This is a genomic window from Atopobium sp. oral taxon 199 str. F0494, from assembly GCF_000411555.1.
Taxonomy (GTDB): Bacteria; Actinomycetota; Coriobacteriia; order Coriobacteriales; family Atopobiaceae; genus Lancefieldella.
In genome coordinates this window covers 222,367-240,485 of record NZ_KE150486.1, presented here as the reverse complement: position 1 = coordinate 240,485, position 18,119 = coordinate 222,367, and the positions used below count along the sequence as shown (strand labels likewise).

Genomic DNA, 18,119 nt, shown 5'->3' with positions numbered 1-18,119 from the left:
CTTTTTCCGGCACGATATCAGGCTCTCTTTTTCTTGGCAGCGCTCTTCTCAATACGTTGGATGAAGAGCACGTATATGGCGCACAATGAAACGACAATGAGAAGAGTCAGCATGCTCCCCTCAAGTCCAAAAGAACCGCCGGAAAGAAGGTCTGGTCCCTGCGGCAAGGATATCAGGATGGAAGAAGGCGCGTCATATCCCGAAACATGCATTCCAAAGAGTATCGTCGGCACCACATACCAGATAAAGTGCGCGCCCGTTCCAAACCACACGCTATCGGAATACTCAAACAGAAGGCCAAAAAGCACGCCGAAGGCAAAAAATGAAAGAATGGCCAGAGGATCTATCTGCGGCCGCAAACTGTGCAGCAGCGTAAACAGGAGCGCCTGCACCACAATAGCGGTCCATGGTTTTTTTGTAGCTGCCAGGACGCCGTTTTGCACATATCCCCTAAAAAGAAGTTCCTCGGCAAGACTTTGCACCAAGAAGCCGCCCACCAAAAGGAGGACAAACCACACGCGATAGGTACCGCTGATTTCAAAGCCGAAACCGTTGCACAAAAGAATGAGCCCCATCGCAAGGAGCGTCAACACCACGCCCAAAGAAATTCCCGGAAAAAACGAATGCCAGCCACCCACATGAAAGCCAAGCGCTTCTTTTGTCCGCCCGTTGACGCGAGCGTTCCAAAACAGCACCATGGCAAGAACGAGTGCGAAGGCGACAAATTGCGCACAGATGCCATATTCCGAAGGAATGACATACGAGCCAAAAAGACTTACGGCAACCGGAACAATCAGGATACTAAGCGCCACAACTACCGGTGAAAGCGCATGTTTTGGAGGCTTTGCTTCCGTAAAGTCAAAGCTATTGACCAGTGATTTTTTTGCCATGCCGCTCCCTTTTTGCGCCGAGCCATCTTTTTTCTTCTTCACTATAGTAGCCGCTTCAGACGAGTACTTTGGACATTTTCTCAAATACCTGAAGACAAACGACGCAAAAATGCGTAAGTTGTGAAATAATTTTGCCGTTATGTCTCAATATATGAGCTGAATCGATAGCTGTGAGGTTTCTATGGCGAAACGCGTTGATTTTTCTGAACGGCCGCATTTTCCCAAGCGTGCCATCGTGACCGGAGGCATGCCGTACGGCAACAAAAACCTCCATTTCGGCCATATTGCCGGCGTCTTTGTGCCTGCCGACTTTTTCGCACGTTTTCTGCGCGACAGACTTGGCGCGAAAAATGTACTGTTTGTCTCGGGTACGGACTGCTATGGCTCCCCCATTGCGGAAGGATATCGCAAAAAAGTCGAAAATGAAGGATATACCGGCACGATTCTTGAATATGTGACGGCCAATCACGAGCTTCAAAAACAGGCGCTCGACGCCTATGGCATCTCCCTTGATTTTTACGGAGGGTCAGCTCTGAAACCTGCGGCAGACATTCATGAAGAGATGGCCGACAAGATTATGCGGCGCCTCTACGATAAAGGCATGCTGATTAAGCGCTCTACCAAACAGTTCTACGATACTGAAGCTCATACGTTTTTGAACGGACGCCAGGTCATTGGCCGCTGTCCTATCAAAGGATGCAAATCTGATAAGGCCTACGCTGAAGAATGTGAACTTGGACATCAGTTTGATCCAGAAGAGCTCATCTCGCCCGTTTCGCAGCTCACCGGCACCAGACCTGAACTTCGCCCCGCGCCAAGCTGGTACTTTGACCTTTCAGAATACCGGGATTTTTTGACCGAGCTGGACGATCGCTGGGAACATGACCCACAGATTCGAAGCGTGGTGACTTCCACGGTCCGCGAGACGCTCGTTGACCCCATGATATATATACAGGACAAGTTCCGCGAAGCTTTCGACGCCGTTGAAGATACGCTTCCCGCTCATAAGCGCATCGAGGCGGAAAAGGCTCATCAGTCCTTTACGCTTGTCTTCAATGACTGGAAAGATCGCGACACCGCGCGCGACCTTCTTGACGCTGCGGGCATCCGTTTTCGCACCGGTAAAACATTGTTGCCTTATCGCATGACGGGCAACATACCATGGGGTCTCAAGTCTCCCGACCTTGAAGATCTGAAAGATCTCACCATTTGGGTTTGGACGGAAAGTCTTTGGGCTCCTATTACCTTTACGCGTGCTCGTCTTGAAGCGGACGCCGCCAACGGGGTCTCCCGATACGCAACTGACGATTGGCGCGACTGGTGGTGCAGTGAAGATGCCGCCGTCTATCAGTTCATAGGACAGGACAACATCTTTTTCTACTGCATTGTCCAAAACCCCCTCTGGGACGCACTAGACTGGGGTTTGACTACCGATATTCCTGTCGCCAACTATCACATCCTCTTTATGAATAAAAAGGCCTCAAGCTCAGGTGCTATTAAGCCTCCCATGGCCGAAGAGCTTCTGGACTTCTACACTCCCGAACAGTTACGCGCGCACTGGCTCTCGCTCGGTCTTGACCAGCGAGCCGTGTCCTTCTCGCCAAAAGCCTTTGATACGTCTGTTTCACGAAAGGGCAAAGACGGCGAGCCCGACCTGCTTACCAAAGATGATCCGCGCGTTGTCGATCCCGCCCTCAAAGAGTCGGCCTTTTTGACGAACATCTTCAATCGCCTTGCTCGCAGCTGCCTGTACGGCGCCGCAAACGTATGCGACGGGCACCTTCCTGCAGTTGACCCTCACCAAGGCGTCATTGATGCCTGTACCTGCGCGACACTTGCGTTTGAACAGCTTGCGCATGATTTCGATGCCCACGGCGCCCTGGCGTCTGTGGAGGAGTTTGCTCGTGCGGAGAATAAGCGCTGGGACGAAGCGTCAAAGGCCGCAAAGGGCAATGACGCCGCATATGAGCAGGCTCTTGCCGATGCCTTCTGCGCTTTGCGCACCGTTACGCTGCTCATGCATCCCGCGGTACCTGACGGATGCGAGCGCATCGCTCAAGCAATGAACTTTGCTCCTGAAACGTTCTTCTCGTGGGAGCACGCCTTTGAGGGGCCAAAGCAGCTTGCCGAGACGCTCGGCGAGGACGCCACAACGCATGCCGTTGAGGCGCTACCTCCCCGTTTTGACTTTTTCAAAGCGCACCCGAGCCAGCAGAAAAAGAAATAAGAGCTCACATGGCAGTATCCCGGCGTCACGCTAGGTGCACCTGCCACACATACCTCTAGGAGTGTTATGGAAGCCGTGCCCTTCCCGCCCGTGTACCGTCCGCGTCCCTATGTGCGTCCTACGGCGCAGCTTGCCCAGAGGCGCGCTGTTGCCACGCCCGATGGGGCGGCTATCGAAACCTATGTCTATGCGCCATCGTGCGAGAAGAGCCACGCAGCCGATGCCTCTACTCCTATCCTTATGCTCCATGGCAACGGAGAAGAACATGGCATCTTTGGCGCAATCATTGACGCCGTAGTTACGCTCGGCTATACCGTCATCGCGCCGGACTCTCGTGACCAAGGCAACAGCACTCGTGGAACAAAAGCGTTTACCTATGAAACGATGACTGAGGACGCGGCGGCAGTCCTTTGTGAGCTTGGTGTAACCTCCGCCCATGTCCTCGGCTTTTCCGATGGGGGCATTGAGGGACTGCTACTTGCCCGTGACTACGCTCACAGCGTGGCCAGTCTTACCGCCGTCGGCGCCAACCTTATTCCTGAAGGAGCGGGAGATATCTCCTGGATTCCTGAATACGTTGCAGCTCAACGGCTCTGGGCTGAAAAGGGGTATGAGGGAGCCGTTCTTGAAGACGGCTACCCCGTACCAAGCCCAAACGAGGCCGCCAAGATAGCCGAACACATTGAGCTTATGTATAGGGAGCCCCATATACCGGCCGAGTCGCTGCGTACCATCACCTGTCCTACCACTATCATGGCCGGCGAATACGATGATATTCTCGCCTCAGAAACGCTGCGCATCGCACAGGCCATTCCAAACGCCCACCTTCTCTTTGTGCCGGGAGCGCCGCATAATCTGCCGAAAGTCAACCCCAACTCGGTAGTACGCGCCCTTCTCGCCACAATACACCGGTGCAACCGATAAGAGCCAGCGAGATTTTCTCCCTTAGGACTCCAGCATATCCAAGGCAATCTGAGAAATTGATAGGTACCTAAAAATTTTCTATAGGTACCTTGCTAATATGATTGTTCTTCGCTACAATACGAAACCGTTATTAACACCACATGCGAACGGAGCAGCTATGCACACACCCTCTGCCTCCTCCGCTCATGAGATGCGCATCCTGCATGATCTCAGCTTTCTTGGCCACTACCTCTATGTCAACAGAGGCGGTCGAGGCGGTCAGCAATTTGTTCTCACCACGCTGTATGCCTACGGCGCGATGACTCAAAAGGAGCTTCTCAGCCGCACCTTAAACGCATCGGCATCTCTTTCGGAGGTTATCAGTAAGCTGGAATCCGAAGGACTTGTCACGCGTACGAGGTCAGAAGAAGACCGCAGGCAGTTTATCGTATCTCTCACGGAGCTTGGCACAAAACGCGCGCTTGAGGAAGAAGTAAAGCGCCAGGCGTTTTTGGACAAGGCGCTCGCCTGTGTAAATGAGGCCGAGCAGACCGCGCTTCTTGCAACGCTTGATACGCTTGTCGCACATTGGAAGACACTCGAGAAATCCAAGAAGGGAGAGGCTTTATGCCAACAGAAGTAACAACGCATGAACAGTTTGAACAAGAAGCGCTGTCCGCCGAAGAAACTGCCGCTCTCGCCAAAGCCAAACAAGAACGTACGGGTATCACAGATACCGGCAACTTTAGTATTAGAGAAATCATTGCGGTACTTGCCCGCAGCATCGGCGAATTCAAGAAAGCGAGCATTTGGACGCCTGTGCTTGTATTTATCGAAACCACCTTTGAGGTCTTGATTCCTTTCAGAACGGCGGATTTGGTAGATACCCTCCGCTCGGGAGCGGACGTGGCAGCCATCATGAACTCAGGCGCCGTACTTGCTCTCATGGCGCTTTGCTCGCTTGCCGCAGGTGCAGCCGCAGGCCTCACCTGCGCGCACGCCTCCACCGGCTTTGCCCGCAATCTCCGTCGCGATATGTTCTATAACATTCAGACCTTCTCGTTCGCTACGATTGATTCATTCTCGTCATCGTCTTTGGTAACGCGGCTGACCACCGATATTACCAACGTTCAGCTGGCCTATATGATGATTATCCGTATGGCCATACGCGCTCCTTTTATGCTCATCTTCTCGTTTATCGCCGCGCTTGTTATGGGCGGCTGGATGGCGCTTATCTTTGCCGCTATGATGCCTCTTTTAGGTGTGGCACTCTACGCGCTCATCACGCGCGTCATTCCTATTTTCAAACGCGTCTTTAAGCAATACGACGCCCTCAACGAATCCGCGGAGGAAAACCTCGCTGGCATTCGCGTAGTGAAGTCTTTTGTAAACGAAAATTTCGAGCGACAGAAATTTGACCGGGCCTCAAAGGATTTGCAGGCGGGATTTACCAAAGCTGAGCGCATCATCGCTTTGAACTCGCCTTTTATGAACTTTGCGGTCTATGTGGTCTTTGTCGCCATCCTCTACGCTGGCTCCTACCTCATCATCTCCACACAAGGGAGCGCGCTTGGCGTGGGACAGCTTTCCTCGCTCATAACCTACGGCTTCATGATGCTCATGAGTCTCATGATGCTTTCATTCGTACTCGCCATGATTATCATTGCCGAAGAAGGAGCGCGCCGCATTTGCGAGGTACTTCTCGCCCGCCCGACCATTACAAATCCTGAAATCGCACGGACAGAAGTTTCTGACGGAAGCATCGACTTCAATGGCGTCGGCTTTTCATATGCCGGACCGAAGGGACGCGAAGCGCTTTCCGGCGTTGACCTTCATATCAAATCTGGAGAGGTCATTGGCATTATCGGCGGAACGGGATCCGCGAAGTCAACGCTTGTACAGCTGATTCCGCGCCTTTACGACGTTACATCCGGAAGCGTCTCTGTAGGCGGCCATGACGTCCGGGAATATGATTTGGATACGCTTCGCGGCGCAGTCGGTATGGTTTTGCAGAAAAACGTCCTGTTTTCCGGAACAATCGCCGAAAACCTCCGCTGGGGCAATACACAGGCTACCGACGCGGAGCTTGTTGAGGCGGCGAAGCTTGCTCAGGCCGATAGCTTTGTGCAGACCTTCCCTGATGCGTACGAAACGCATATCGAGCAGGGCGGCACCAATGTTTCTGGTGGACAAAAACAGCGCCTCTGCATCGCCCGCGCGCTTTTGAAAAAGCCTAAGGTACTCATCCTCGATGACTCTACCAGCGCCGTTGACACCAAAACCGATTCGCTCATTCGAGAGGGCCTCCGCACGTTTTTGCCTGAAACGACCAAGATTATTATCGCTCAGCGCACTTCAAGCGTTGAAGACGCCGACCGCATACTCGTTATCGATAACGGCCGCGTCAATGCTATAGGCACGCACGAGGAGCTTCTTAAAGAAAACAAGATTTACCGCGAGGTGTACTTCTCGCAAAATAGGCAACAAACGGATGAAGCGCATGAAACGGAACAGGAGGCGAGCTTGCATGAGTAAGCAGACTCAAGCGCAGGAGGCGCAGACAGAACAGAAAAGCGACGCCGCTCCACAGCCTCGAAAAAAAGGTTCTATGGGCAAGATTATCGGCCGCACCATGAAGATGCTGTGGCAGTTCTACCCCATCCTTCTTCCCGTTGCTCTTGGCACGGCCGTTGTCCAGGCGATCATGCAGTCGGTGCCCAATATCTTCCTTGAGCGCATCCTCACCATCATTGAGCAGTATATCGGTGCGGCGGACTGGAGCGGCGCTCAGCCGGTTATTTTTTCCAACGTCGCGCTTCTCGCCTCTATGTACGTCATCAGCCTCATATGCAACGTCATCTCCACGCAGGGCATGGCCATCGTCACGCAGGGCGCGCTCCAGAAATTCCGCTACAGAATGTTCGACCACATGCAGGACTTGCCCATCAGCTATTTTGATTCCCATCTCAACGGCGATATCATGAGCTACTACACCAACGACATCGACGCTATGCGCCAGATGATTGGTATCAGCCTGCCGCAGCTGCTCTTTACCTTCATTATGCTGCTTGCCGTTATGATTATCATGTTCTACTACAGCATCCCCATGGCGCTCATCATCATCCTTGGCTCTGCTGTGATGGTAGGACTCACTCGCTTTCTGGGCGGCCGCTCCGCACGCAACTTTATGATGCAGCAAAAGACTACCGCCGACGTTGAAGGCCATATCCAGGAGATTATGAATGGCGAAAAAGTCGTCAAGGTCTTCAGCCATGAAAAGGAAACGGAAGCCTCCTTCGACGCCATCAATGATGAGCTCATGGCCCGCTCCCGTGACGCGAACGCCTATTCCAACACGCTGATGCCTGTGCTGAACAACATCGGAAACCTGCTGTATGTCATCGTTGCTATCGCCGCGGGCATTATGATTTCGACAAACTTCCAGAACGTTTCTTTTTCCGGAATGGCGCTCAACATCGCAGTAGCTGTCCCCTTCCTCAACATGACGCGACAGTTTTCCGCGCAGATCGGTCAGATTTCCGGACAGATTAACTCCGTTGTCATGGGCGTAGCCGGCGCCGGCCGCATTTTCGAGCTTCTGGACGAGCCTGTCGAGAAGGACGAAGGCTATGTCACGTTGGTGAACTCCGAGATGGTTGACGGCGAGATTCAAGAAGCCGAGTACCGTACCGGCTATTGGGCCTGGAAGCATCCTCACAAAGACGGCACCGTTACCTATACGCCGCTCAAAGGCGATGTGCGCCTCTTTGACGTCGACTTCGCCTACGTACCTGGAAATACAGTCCTTCACGACATTTCACTCTATGCGAAACCGGGCCAGAAGGTCGCCTTCGTTGGCGCAACCGGCGCGGGAAAGACTACCATCACCAACCTGCTGAACCGCTTCTACGATATTGAAGACGGTAAGATCCGCTACGATGGCATCAACATCAATAAGATCAAGAAGAGCTCGTTGAGACGTGCGCTCGGCGTGGTGCTGCAGGACGTGAATCTCTTTACCGGCACGGTTATGGACAATATCCGTTATGGCCGTCTGAACGCTACTGACGAGGATTGCGTTCGCGCCGCCAAACTCGCCGGCGCCGATGACTTTATCAGGCGCCTGCCCGACGGCTATCATACGATGCTCAAAGACAACGGCTCGGCGCTTTCGCAGGGTCAGCGCCAGCTTATCTCCATCGCCCGCGCAGCCGTCGCTGATCCTCCCGTCATGATTTTGGATGAAGCTACTTCCAGTATCGACACGCGCACCGAAGCCATCGTCCAGCGAGGTATGGACGCGCTCATGTACGACCGCACCACCTTTGTTATCGCACACCGCCTGTCCACGGTTCGTAACTCAAACGTTATCGTCGTTCTTGACCACGGCCGTATCATTGAGCGCGGAACCCACGAGGAACTTCTCGCCAAGCGAGGAACCTACTACCAGCTCTATACTGGCGCCTTTGAGCTTGAGTAGGACGTCTTTGTCCTTGTCTTACGCGACGATAAACACGCCACGGCTTGTACTACAGGCCGTGGCGTACTTTGCGCTCAGGCACCGAGAAGCACGTGGTGCAGCTCGGGAACGTTGTCAACGATTGCAGCCGCTCCATGATCAATAAGCTCCTGCTTAACCGTGGTATTCCCATAGAGAACTCCCACACAGGGCACGTCATTCGGACGAGCCGCGTCGATGTCATACATGCGATCACCCACCATAACCGCATGTTCAGTATCCACCTGCAGTTTATTCATGACGTCAGCAATCGCCTGAACCTTTGTGGATTCCGCTTCGTCACGCCGACCCACGCAGGCGTCCAAAACGCCTTCAAGACGGTTGTCTTTGACACCGCGCAGCACCAGGTCCTGCTTCTTAGAACTTGCGATGGCCACAAGCTTCCCCGCACGCTTGAGGTCATCCAAAAGAGGATAAATACCTTCAAACAAAGGCCACGTTCCCTCAACGGCATAAATTTCACGATAGCGTTTGGTGACCGCCTCTGCCTGTGCGCGATTCATGCCGTAAACCATTTCAAACGCGTAAGGAAACGGCGGTCCTACAATACGACGAATATCGCCCATTTCCTCTTCAGTCATGCCAATTTCCGTAAATACTTTCCGAGCGGTCTGCGTAATGCCAGGCATGGTATCGGCAAGCGTGCCGTCAAAATCAAAAATAACGAGGTCTCGATTGGCAAGATCATCAAGAACCTGCCGATATTGCGCGCCTTTTGCAGCGATACGTGGAACAGTGATTGCCATAAAGATATCCTTACGCCAAACGAATGCAGTACAACATTGCAGTACCACATATTCCCCTCGTCTATCTATAACATTCAACATAATAGACGCGATGCCTTGTTACGCAAAGCATTTTTCGCTGAGCTTCCGCGAATTTTCGCTGAGCGCGCTGACCGGTTACCGACAAAAACAAGCCTTTTGACCGTACGGGGTATATAGTTACCAAAAGGTGAATCATTATGCCACCGGTTGGAGGTGTATCGTGGCTCACCTTGAAAACGACCCGGAAGCCAAGCAGCCCGGTCGTAACCGCTTAGGAAAGCTGTTCTCTTCACTCGTCGACGGAGATACGCTCCCCGATGTGGTGTCTTTGTATGCTGAAAAAAACGAAAGCGCTTCTCGTCTTCTCTTTAATCAAAAACGTTCAAAACTTGATATAGAGGACCTGTCGAAAAAACTCGCCCTTGCCCAACATCCCCTTGAGGTATTGCAGACATTTGTCAGAGACGCGTTGACGCATGCCTCAGACGAAACCACTCCGACAAGCGCCGATGCCGCCGACGCGCTGAAACCCAGCGACTACAAGCTGCATCTGACCAAGCGGCTGCAAGAGGCCGGGATTAACGTCGCCGACGCGCATCTTGCGAAGATACGCATCATCCGCTTGCGCACCAGCGGGCTCTTCTACATCAGAACGACAGCCTCATCCTACCCATATCTCACTCGCTTGCGTCTCCTTGAGATAGAAAGCGCTCTGAACATCGCTCTTCTCGCCAATCATTATTTCTTGGATGCGAATATGGTGAGTAAGGATGACCTGCTTCTGTTTGAGCGCAACGTGCTGCGCTCAATCACCTCGCAGGCTCCCGCCAGTGCAGCTCGTTCGCAGGACGGAACTCGTGACGGCGAGTGGATTGTCAGAAAGGCAATCTCTCTTGCCATCGAGAATCTGCGCCTGCCCTACCGCTTGGAGCTGGACTTCCGCACCAATGTCCATGCTGGAAGAGCAGCGTTTCGCATTAAGCTGATACCGCCAGAAGTGTTTCCAAAAACACACTACCAGCCCAAGACCGGTGAGATGGCTTCGACCGAAGATGTTCTCAAACGCGCCGCCACCGACTACAACACGCGTCTCGGCATCCTTGTGACAGCATCCGCGTTTAACAGCTCACAGACTATTCGTGACGTCTGGATAGAAGGCATCACAGAAGATCCCGTTAAACACTGTTGTTTGTACACGGCGCATATCACAAGAAATCAGTTTGAAGACGTCCGGCTTACCGATATCTCGAATCCGGTTGAGCTTCTTTTGTCGTGGGGCGCGTCAATCAACAGCCAGGAAAACATTTTGTCCCCTGTCAAACCCAGCTTCAGCCTCGAGGACGAACGTTTTTGCCCTCCCAGCCGATACGACACCATCGAGGATTCCACCAAGTCACTTGCAAGCGAGGCGGCGCGCGCCCTCGGAACCACTCAGGTCTCGGGGCTTTCTATCGACGAGGGGGAACATCGAGAGGTTATAGCCACCGAAATTCTGCGCAATCTTTCTTCCTCCACTGAAGAAAACGTACGCATGATTTTGTCCCTCACCGCGCAAGACAAAGACTCTACCGTCCGTACCGCCGGCGAGCGCATCGTCGCCCGTCTCATCGATGGCACGCTCTCGGAAAGCGATATGGAAGCTGTCGGCGCAGAATTCGTTAACGGAGGCACGCTTCAGGCAGCCGTCACACAGGCTCGCGCCCTTATCGCCCAAAAGGATTTCGCTGATGCCGAGAAGTGCCTCCTCTTGGCGCTCAATGACATCGACGCCACACTAACCTACGCCGACAATGAAACGACCTGCTGGCGAGTCTTTACTAGTTATGTCGACCGCGTGCTCTACAACCGTCTTCTCGATACGCGGGCACGCACGACAAAACTAGCTCCTACGGCCTACTTTGATGCCCACCTTCTGACCTCCATCGCTGAGCTGCTGCAAGCAAAAACAAGTTCCGCCATCGCGCACGCTCGCCGAGCGGCAGAGGTAGCTCCTCTCAGCACCAGCGCACGCTTGCACCTTGCGCACTGCCTCGAGGCAACCGGGCAGCTTGAAGAAGCCATTGAAGTGCTCAAAACGCTTCTTACGTACGCCCACGATCCTGAAGGCATCGGCTTTGGATACTACCGGATGGCGTTTTTTCAATGGCGCGTTCATAACTATGCCACCGCATCGGCCTGCTACCAATACGCCCTTCGTTTTCTGCCGGGCGCGATGTTTCTTATCAGTACAGAAATGCGTATCCTGGCAATACGGGAGCCGCACTTTTCAATTGAAGAGCTGACAGACGAGCAAATTCGCAGAACACTGGCAGGCACGCAGATACCCATAGCGCCGACTCCGGAAGTATCCGAAGTCTTTATGGAAGGCACCCGCGCGTCCCTTGACGCCGAGCTTTTTAGCGTTGCAAAAAGTTTTATGACTAACCTCGGTATCATGACAAAAGATGATATCTACTACGACATGCTTCGTTCTATTGAAAGCGAGCCCGATCGCTGACGAGAGCTGACGAGAATTTCTGTCCCTATAAAACACGGGGCGAGAAAATCTTCTCGCCCCGTTTACATGCGCGTATACAGAGTATGCTGTTGCACTACAGACGGTTGAGAATGGAAACCAATCGGTCTCCGTAGCTTGAATCCATAGCCCACGTACCAGCAAGTTTTCCGATAGTTGTTGCAGGATTTGCCTTCTGCCTGTTGAGCAGCCAGTTACCAAAACGCTTGTCAACAATGGCTGTTAAGGGATAGTTTCCCGTATAGACGCGAAGATGCTGTGACTGAGCGAGAAGCCCCTCAGAGACGCTGTCGTACGTATCGCCCGAAACACCGTTGCCTGTTGCGCCAAGACCGCCGAAGTTGCACTGCTCTACCTTGACGTCACCGCCGAACTTCAGATATCCCGTCTCAAGCATTGCCTGAGCGTAAAGAACCTCAGGTCTCACTCCTTCCGCAAGCGCTGCGTCCCATAGCTGATCAATAAAGGCTTCGGGCGTTGCTGCGCCCTTCGCAGCAAGCGCTTCCGGATAGGAGATTCCGCGAACGGCGAGCCCTGCTTTCAAATCCGCTACCAAGTCCGCCTTGGTAAGGGTCGCGCTCCCAAGGATCGAAACGTTCGTAGACCAGGCGCCCCGCGCCGGCTTGTTAGAAGGATCCTCTTGATTATTGTCATCATCATCTCCCGGCTTGGGATCCGAAGCGTCGTCCTCGGTTATCAGCTTGGCACCGGCATCCGAAGAGGTCCTCAGGTACCCGTTGCCATCAGCCCATACACGGCGTCCTGAAGGAAGCGTTACCCACTGGCTGGTTGCAAGGCCAAGCTGCTCATCAATCCAGTAAGGATATCCGTTGACCATAATCATGCCGAGGTCTGCGGGATGCAGAGGATTATGAGGATCAAAGTAGAAGACGCGACCCCATTTTGTTGTCGCCCACCCTGAGGCAAGCGCACCGGAATCAGTTGCCCATGACCAGGTTCCTTCAGAGTTTTGCACCCATTCCTGACAGGCCATGCCGCTGTTCTCGTCAATGAGATAGGTCTTGTCACCGTCAGTAACCTGACCGAACTTAGCAGCGTTATGAGGAAGGGTTGGATCAAGGTAGAACCATCTGTCACTTGGCTTTGCCCAACCTGAAACAGCAATGCCTTCTGAGTTGAAGAGATGCCAGCCGTCAGCGTCTTTTACCCAGGTGTTCTTGCAGGCTACTCCATTGCTGTCAAAGTACATCCAACCGGCATCATACTTATGCCAACCGGGACTTGGCGAAATAGAGGATGAGTCATAGTTAATCTGACGAGAAACACTCGAACCGTCAGATGACCTCGCAGTAATGTAGAGCGTATAGGTACCTTTTGAAGGAGGCATAAAAGTACTTGACGTTTTTGTGGTGTTCTCAGCAAGGGTTACCCACGAACCGCCAGCTGGTTTGTAATAGTAGGAATAGGTCATTCCCGTGCCGACACCTATCAGATGAGGACTCATGACAATCTGCCCCCTCGCATCCGTTGAGACGTCAACGCGGCTCATGCTCCACCATGTATCAGATGCATAGAAATGATCCCAGATGCCCCACGCGTCCGCCCAACCGATGTAGTCGATAAACGACGGATCGGACAGCTTTGCCTCCATGGCCGGATTGGAAATGAATTCATGCTCGATAATAACGCCTAAGATACCTTGCTTGCGTGCATAGCGGATAATACCGAAATAATCGGACTCTTCGCCGGTATCGTAGGGACTTTCCGAGCCGTTTCCCTTGGTTGGCGCCGAATCCCAGCGTGTCGTAATACCCGCGCGCTTATTGAGTTCGCCGTTTATCGCTTTTGCAAGCGCCTGTCCGGCGGCATAGAGATCGCTGTTATACTGCGCTCTGCGAGGAACGAGCACCATAGATCCGACAGCATATGGACCGGCTGAGTTATAGTGCATCGAAACAATGGCGCAGCAGTTCGCGTCAACCGCCCTCTGGACGCGCTCCCGCAGTGAAGGATCCTCATGCTCTCCGCGAACAATAACGACCTGGATACCCCATTTTTCGAGATAGTACTTTGCGCGCATGGCAGTATTCCATGCCACATCTCCTTCACGCAGACCATTTGGGCCGATAGCACCCGGATCACGGCCAGCTGTGCCATCGCTGTGACCGGGGTCAATCGCAATGGGTCTTCCCGTTGCCCGAGCTGTTGCAATGGCGCTTTGCAGTGAATCTGACGTAACGAGATTACCCGATGAATCCATCGTGGTATAGGTTTCAGCCGCTGCTAATCGAGGCGCCCACAGACAGGTTACGACTAAAGCCAGCAGGACTGCCGCGCATAAACGCGTGACAACCGTGAACTTCGCTCGTTTCATATATCCTCCGTTTAGGGATGCGTAAAGCGTTTTTCTGTAAAATCAAGCAGTAGTTAATTTTACCTCATAACTCAAAATATATAAAGAAGGCACTCTCTGAAGGAAGGTTGTACTCGCATGTATCCGACTTGTCAAAACTCGCTCTTTCCCCCGCGCTTCTCGGCAGCCATCTTTGACTTTGACGGGACGCTAGCCGCTACCACGCAGCTTTGGCAAAAAATCGACCGGGAGTTTTTTGAAGTGCGCAATATTCCCTACGATCACAACCTCAGCAAAAAGCTCTCTCCGCTCGGCTTTGCGGAAGGAGCTCGCTGGGCGGTTGAGGCCTACAATCTAGACGAATCTCCTGAGCATGTCATTGCCGAATGGACCGCAAAGGGAAAAGCCGCTTATCAACATGACGTCGTGCTTCGTCCGGGCGCCGAGAAGTACATCCGGCTGCTGCGCAGTCTCGGTATCAAAACAGCGCTCGCAACGGTAAATGACGCTGATGTATTTGCCTCAATGGAGCCGCGCATTCCCTTTTTCGAGCTCTTTGACGTCATGGTTTTTGGCTCCGACGTCGGCAAGGGCAAGGATAAGCCCGATCTTTATCAAGATGTCCTTATCCGTCTCAATGCCACCGCGTGCAGCACGATTATCTTTGAAGACTTGCCTGTTGCGCTGAAGACTGCAAAAGCGCTGTCGCTTACAACCTGCGCCGTACAATCTGATGACCCCGCGCAAAATAAAAAACTGCTTACCGCCTATGCGGATTTCTTCATTGAATCATGGGAAGATCCTGAACTTCTGCCCAAAGATGCATAACTGTTCGAAGGCGCATAACTGCCTAAAAGCGCATAAAAAAGAAGACCGCCGTAGCGGTCTTCTTTGTTTTCCGGTAACGTTTCGAGAGATACTTAAATCTTGTGGACGCTGGAAGCCTGAAGCTTGCCGTTCTGACCGGTTGTAATCTCAAACTCAACCGGCTGACCCTCATCGAGAGTCTTAAAGCCGTCCATCTCAATCTCGGAATAGTGAACGAACAAGTCGTCGCCGTCCTCGCGAGAGATGAATCCGTAACCCTTATCCGGATTGAACCATTTAACAGTACCCTGAGCCATTTCGTGCCTTTCTTTCTTTGTCCCGCGGGACAAACGCTGCGCTTACGCGCGATACCCGTGGCTAACACCACAAGGAATATAATAACCTTAACGAACGCATATTTGCTCGAGAAACCGCTAACAGCGCAAAATGCATCGACGAACGGCATATTCTCTTCGTGAACCTCAATGAGAGCCATTCACCCTATAATAAAAGACGTCTTTATGTATTTTCTCGAACCTTACTTTTCATGCTGTACTGCCTTTATGCATGTTGTACTATCTCCATGCGAGCATGCCTGGTCGCAGCAAATACGCAGAGTTGATTGGAGCACTATGAACATCACACATCTCCAGAAAAAAAGAGAATCGCTTCTTGCACTTGCTGTGCCAATCGCGTTAAGTATTGCAATCGCTTTGACCCCCTCTCAGATTCTCGCAGACAACAACATGCCGCAGGGAAACACCTATGCTCCTTCATCTTCTGCTAACACGTCAAAATCCGAGGAAGCGCTTCCTCCCGAGACTAACGCCGGCACACCTTCATCGCAGGAATCTTCTGCAAACTCTCACAAAGCTCCGGAACATGACGGCGCGCCAGCCTCACAGGAAACCGAAGAAGCAACCGACAATCAACAGGACACTCCGCAAAATCCCGCGCCTGCGCCCGCTCCTGAGCCTACGCCTGAAGAGCCTTCCTCTCCTTGGGAAGCAAGCGAAAAGGGATTTCGCTATAAGGATGAGAATGGCTCCTATCTCAAGAACACCTGGGTAAAAGACGCTGACGGCTGGCATCTCTTCAACTCAGAAGGCATTGCTGTTTCAGGTTGGGCAAAGCCAAGTGACAGATGGTTCTACCTTGATCCAACCCTTCCTCATAACGCTGCTAAGTTCGGTCAGGTTACTGACGGTGACAAGACCTATCTCATTGACGAGAACAGCGGCATGGCCTGTCAGGAATGGGTGCAAAACTCTGAAGGAACCTGGTCATGGGCAACTGATTCCGGTGCGCTTGCCTCAGGGTGGGCGACAACAAAATGGGGTCGCGTCTTCTACTTTGATCCTCATAATCCTCTGCATCCCGCAGACCTCGGCATGATTATGGTCAACGGATATCCTTACTGGATTGATGAGCAGCTTGGCCTTGCAACCAGCCAGTGGATTCAACTTACTGACGGTTCCTGGGTATGGGCGACCGACAACGGATCTTTTGCGTCCGGCTGGGTCTGGGGTCCCAAAAACGCCTGGTGGTACTTTGATCCAACCAAAGCAAACCATCCGCTCATGACAGGAGAAATCAGTGTTGACGGTCGACAGTACTACATCGACGGAAATACCGGTATGAAGCGCAATAGCTGGGTCAAACTTGGTGAAAGCCGGTGGGCCTGGGCGAGCGATGATGGTCCGTTCATCAGCGGCTGGTTCACTGCCCCTAATGGTAGTACCTGGTATTTCAATCCTGATAGTCCATCTCATGAAGCTCTCCTTGGCGAGCAGGTTCTCAACGGCGGGCGTCATTACTATTTTGATGAAAGCTACGGTCTTGCCAGAAAGCAATGGGTTTTACTGCCTAATGGCGACAAGGTTTGGGCGACCCAGGAAGGCACCATTACCGGCCGTATTATCAATAACGAATTTTTTGCCGCTGACGGATCTCAGCCAACAGGAAAAATTGACCTTGGCGGCTTGACGATATATGTTTCATCCGATCACAAGCTCCTGACCGGCTGGCAAAAAATCGATGGTCAGTATTACCTGTACGGAGACGACGGACAACCTGTCTCAGGCTGGGTGCAGGCAGGCGGACGCTGGTACTATCTTGACTCTCAGGGCCTTATGCAAACGGGATGGATTAAGCCCGGCGGCGCTTATTGGTACCACCTTGCCGCCAATGGCGCCATGGATACCGGCTGGATTAAAGATGACGGCAAGGATTACTACCTTGATCCTTATACGGGTGCCATGAAGACCGGATATCTGTCTTGGGGAGGCAAACTCTATGCGGCCGGCCCCGATGGCGCTATGGTAGAGCAACCCTGCTACTATCCCGACATGCTCAACTATGCGCAGAGCATCTATAGCGCCACCAACTGGCTTATTCAAATAGACACCCATCAGAACCGCTTCGCTGTCTATAAGGGTTACCGGGGTAACTGGACTCCATGGTACGAATGGTATTGCACTACAGGCATGCCGGGTATGTGGACCCCTCATGGACAGTTTACTGTCGGATCCAAGGGCTTGTACTTTGGCAGTGGCTATCGATGCTGGTATTACACACAAATTACAGGCGATTACCTTATTCACTCCATCTTGTATAACAGCGATGGGTATACGGTGAGGGATGGCCGCCTAGGATATCACGGCTCACATGGCTGCGTACGCCTTGCTACTGAAAATGCCAAATGGATCTATAACAACATCCCCTACGGCACAAAAATCTATATCTGGTAGCTAAACAAGCGAGTGTTTTGCGCTTCTATCGCGCGAAACACTCGGCTTCCAGCTCAGCAAATTCTTCCGGAGCCTGACCAAGGTCACAATTAAACGATTCCGCAACAGCTTTGGCCTGCAAATGACGCAGGCCTGCTTTGTCCTTCTCGCCAAGCTCTTCGTATATGCGAGAAGTACGCTCAAGCGTGTAGCTTACATATTCGGCAACAGACTCCGCCACGCCCGACAAGAGCATCATGGTAACGAGCGAATCGGGGGCAAGAGAACACGCTGTCTCGGGGCTTAAGTCAATCAGTTCAGCCACCTGCTGCTCGGCCGTTTCAAGAGGCTCGGTGTCTTTGTTTTCCTTCGCCTGTTTGAGAGCGCGTGCGACCGCTCTGCTGAAATCCGCAATAATCTCAAGGATATAATCGCGCTGTAGCATCTT

Annotated in this window: 13 protein-coding genes; 8 read left to right on the top strand and 5 right to left on the bottom strand. The window is 52.6% G+C overall.

From position 1 onward, the window contains the following. Nucleotides 1-17 precede the first annotated feature (17 nt). Nucleotides 18-890 (bottom strand): CPBP family intramembrane glutamic endopeptidase, encoded by an 873-nt coding sequence (locus HMPREF1527_RS01005; protein ID WP_016476838.1) that lies wholly within the window; start codon nucleotides 888-890, stop codon nucleotides 18-20. 181 nt (nucleotides 891-1,071) lie between these two features. Here HMPREF1527_RS01005 and HMPREF1527_RS01000 point away from each other — a divergent pair, with 181 nt between their 5' ends. The 5 genes from HMPREF1527_RS01000 to HMPREF1527_RS00980 all read left to right on the top strand — a co-directional run bounded on the left by HMPREF1527_RS01000 (nucleotide 1,072) and on the right by HMPREF1527_RS00980 (nucleotide 8,500). Then, entirely contained in the window at nucleotides 1,072-3,117 is a 2,046-nt protein-coding gene (locus HMPREF1527_RS01000) for a class I tRNA ligase family protein (protein WP_016476837.1), read from the top strand. A gap of 66 nt (nucleotides 3,118-3,183) precedes the next feature. Further along, complete coding sequence (locus HMPREF1527_RS00995; protein ID WP_016476836.1) at nucleotides 3,184-4,041, top strand: alpha/beta fold hydrolase; 858 nt, start codon at nucleotides 3,184-3,186, stop codon at nucleotides 4,039-4,041. Between the two features lie 157 nt (nucleotides 4,042-4,198). Further along, nucleotides 4,199-4,663 carry a MarR family winged helix-turn-helix transcriptional regulator gene (locus HMPREF1527_RS00990; protein WP_016476835.1) on the top strand — a complete coding sequence of 155 codons (465 nt, stop codon included), beginning with the start codon at nucleotides 4,199-4,201 and terminating at the stop codon, nucleotides 4,661-4,663. Next, nucleotides 4,648-6,555, top strand: coding sequence for an ABC transporter ATP-binding protein (locus tag HMPREF1527_RS00985; protein ID WP_016476834.1), 1,908 nt, complete (start codon nucleotides 4,648-4,650; stop codon nucleotides 6,553-6,555). The genes HMPREF1527_RS00990 and HMPREF1527_RS00985 overlap by 16 nt, the downstream gene beginning before the upstream one ends. Continuing rightward, nucleotides 6,548-8,500 (top strand): ABC transporter ATP-binding protein, encoded by a 1,953-nt coding sequence (locus HMPREF1527_RS00980; RefSeq protein ID WP_016476833.1) that lies wholly within the window; start codon nucleotides 6,548-6,550, stop codon nucleotides 8,498-8,500. Before HMPREF1527_RS00985 ends, HMPREF1527_RS00980 begins: the two co-directional genes overlap by 8 nt. 74 nt (nucleotides 8,501-8,574) lie before the next feature. Here HMPREF1527_RS00980 and HMPREF1527_RS00975 read toward each other — a convergent pair whose 3' ends face one another. Then, nucleotides 8,575-9,285: an HAD family hydrolase gene (locus HMPREF1527_RS00975; protein WP_016476832.1), complete on the bottom strand. Its 711-nt coding sequence runs from the start codon at nucleotides 9,283-9,285 to the stop codon at nucleotides 8,575-8,577. Nucleotides 9,286-9,526: 241 nt separating this feature from the next. On the opposite strand from HMPREF1527_RS00975, the gene HMPREF1527_RS00970 reads away from it, so the two are divergent. Further along, nucleotides 9,527-11,803 carry a tetratricopeptide repeat protein gene (locus tag HMPREF1527_RS00970; RefSeq protein ID WP_016476831.1) on the top strand — a complete coding sequence of 759 codons (2,277 nt, stop codon included), beginning with the start codon at nucleotides 9,527-9,529 and terminating at the stop codon, nucleotides 11,801-11,803. A gap of 94 nt (nucleotides 11,804-11,897) precedes the next feature. Here HMPREF1527_RS00970 and HMPREF1527_RS00965 read toward each other — a convergent pair whose 3' ends face one another. Next, entirely contained in the window at nucleotides 11,898-14,156 is a 2,259-nt protein-coding gene (locus HMPREF1527_RS00965; protein ID WP_016476830.1) for an N-acetylmuramoyl-L-alanine amidase, read from the bottom strand. Between the two features lie 117 nt (nucleotides 14,157-14,273). Between HMPREF1527_RS00965 and HMPREF1527_RS00960 the strand changes: the two genes are divergently transcribed. Beyond that, nucleotides 14,274-14,963, top strand: coding sequence for an HAD family phosphatase (locus HMPREF1527_RS00960; RefSeq protein ID WP_016476829.1), 690 nt, complete (start codon nucleotides 14,274-14,276; stop codon nucleotides 14,961-14,963). Between the two features lie 92 nt (nucleotides 14,964-15,055). Here the strand turns inward: HMPREF1527_RS00960 and HMPREF1527_RS00955 are convergent, their stop codons facing one another. After that, nucleotides 15,056-15,259, bottom strand: coding sequence for a cold-shock protein (locus tag HMPREF1527_RS00955; protein ID WP_016476828.1), 204 nt, complete (start codon nucleotides 15,257-15,259; stop codon nucleotides 15,056-15,058). A gap of 315 nt (nucleotides 15,260-15,574) precedes the next feature. Here HMPREF1527_RS00955 and HMPREF1527_RS00950 point away from each other — a divergent pair, with 315 nt between their 5' ends. Beyond that, nucleotides 15,575-17,692: a L,D-transpeptidase family protein gene (locus HMPREF1527_RS00950; RefSeq protein ID WP_016476827.1), complete on the top strand. Its 2,118-nt coding sequence runs from the start codon at nucleotides 15,575-15,577 to the stop codon at nucleotides 17,690-17,692. Nucleotides 17,693-17,717: 25 nt separating this feature from the next. On the opposite strand, the gene HMPREF1527_RS00945 is transcribed toward HMPREF1527_RS00950, so the two are convergent. Then, nucleotides 17,718-18,116, bottom strand: a complete 399-nt coding sequence (locus HMPREF1527_RS00945; protein WP_016476826.1) for a hypothetical protein — start codon at nucleotides 18,114-18,116, stop codon at nucleotides 17,718-17,720. Nucleotides 18,117-18,119 lie beyond the last annotated feature (3 nt).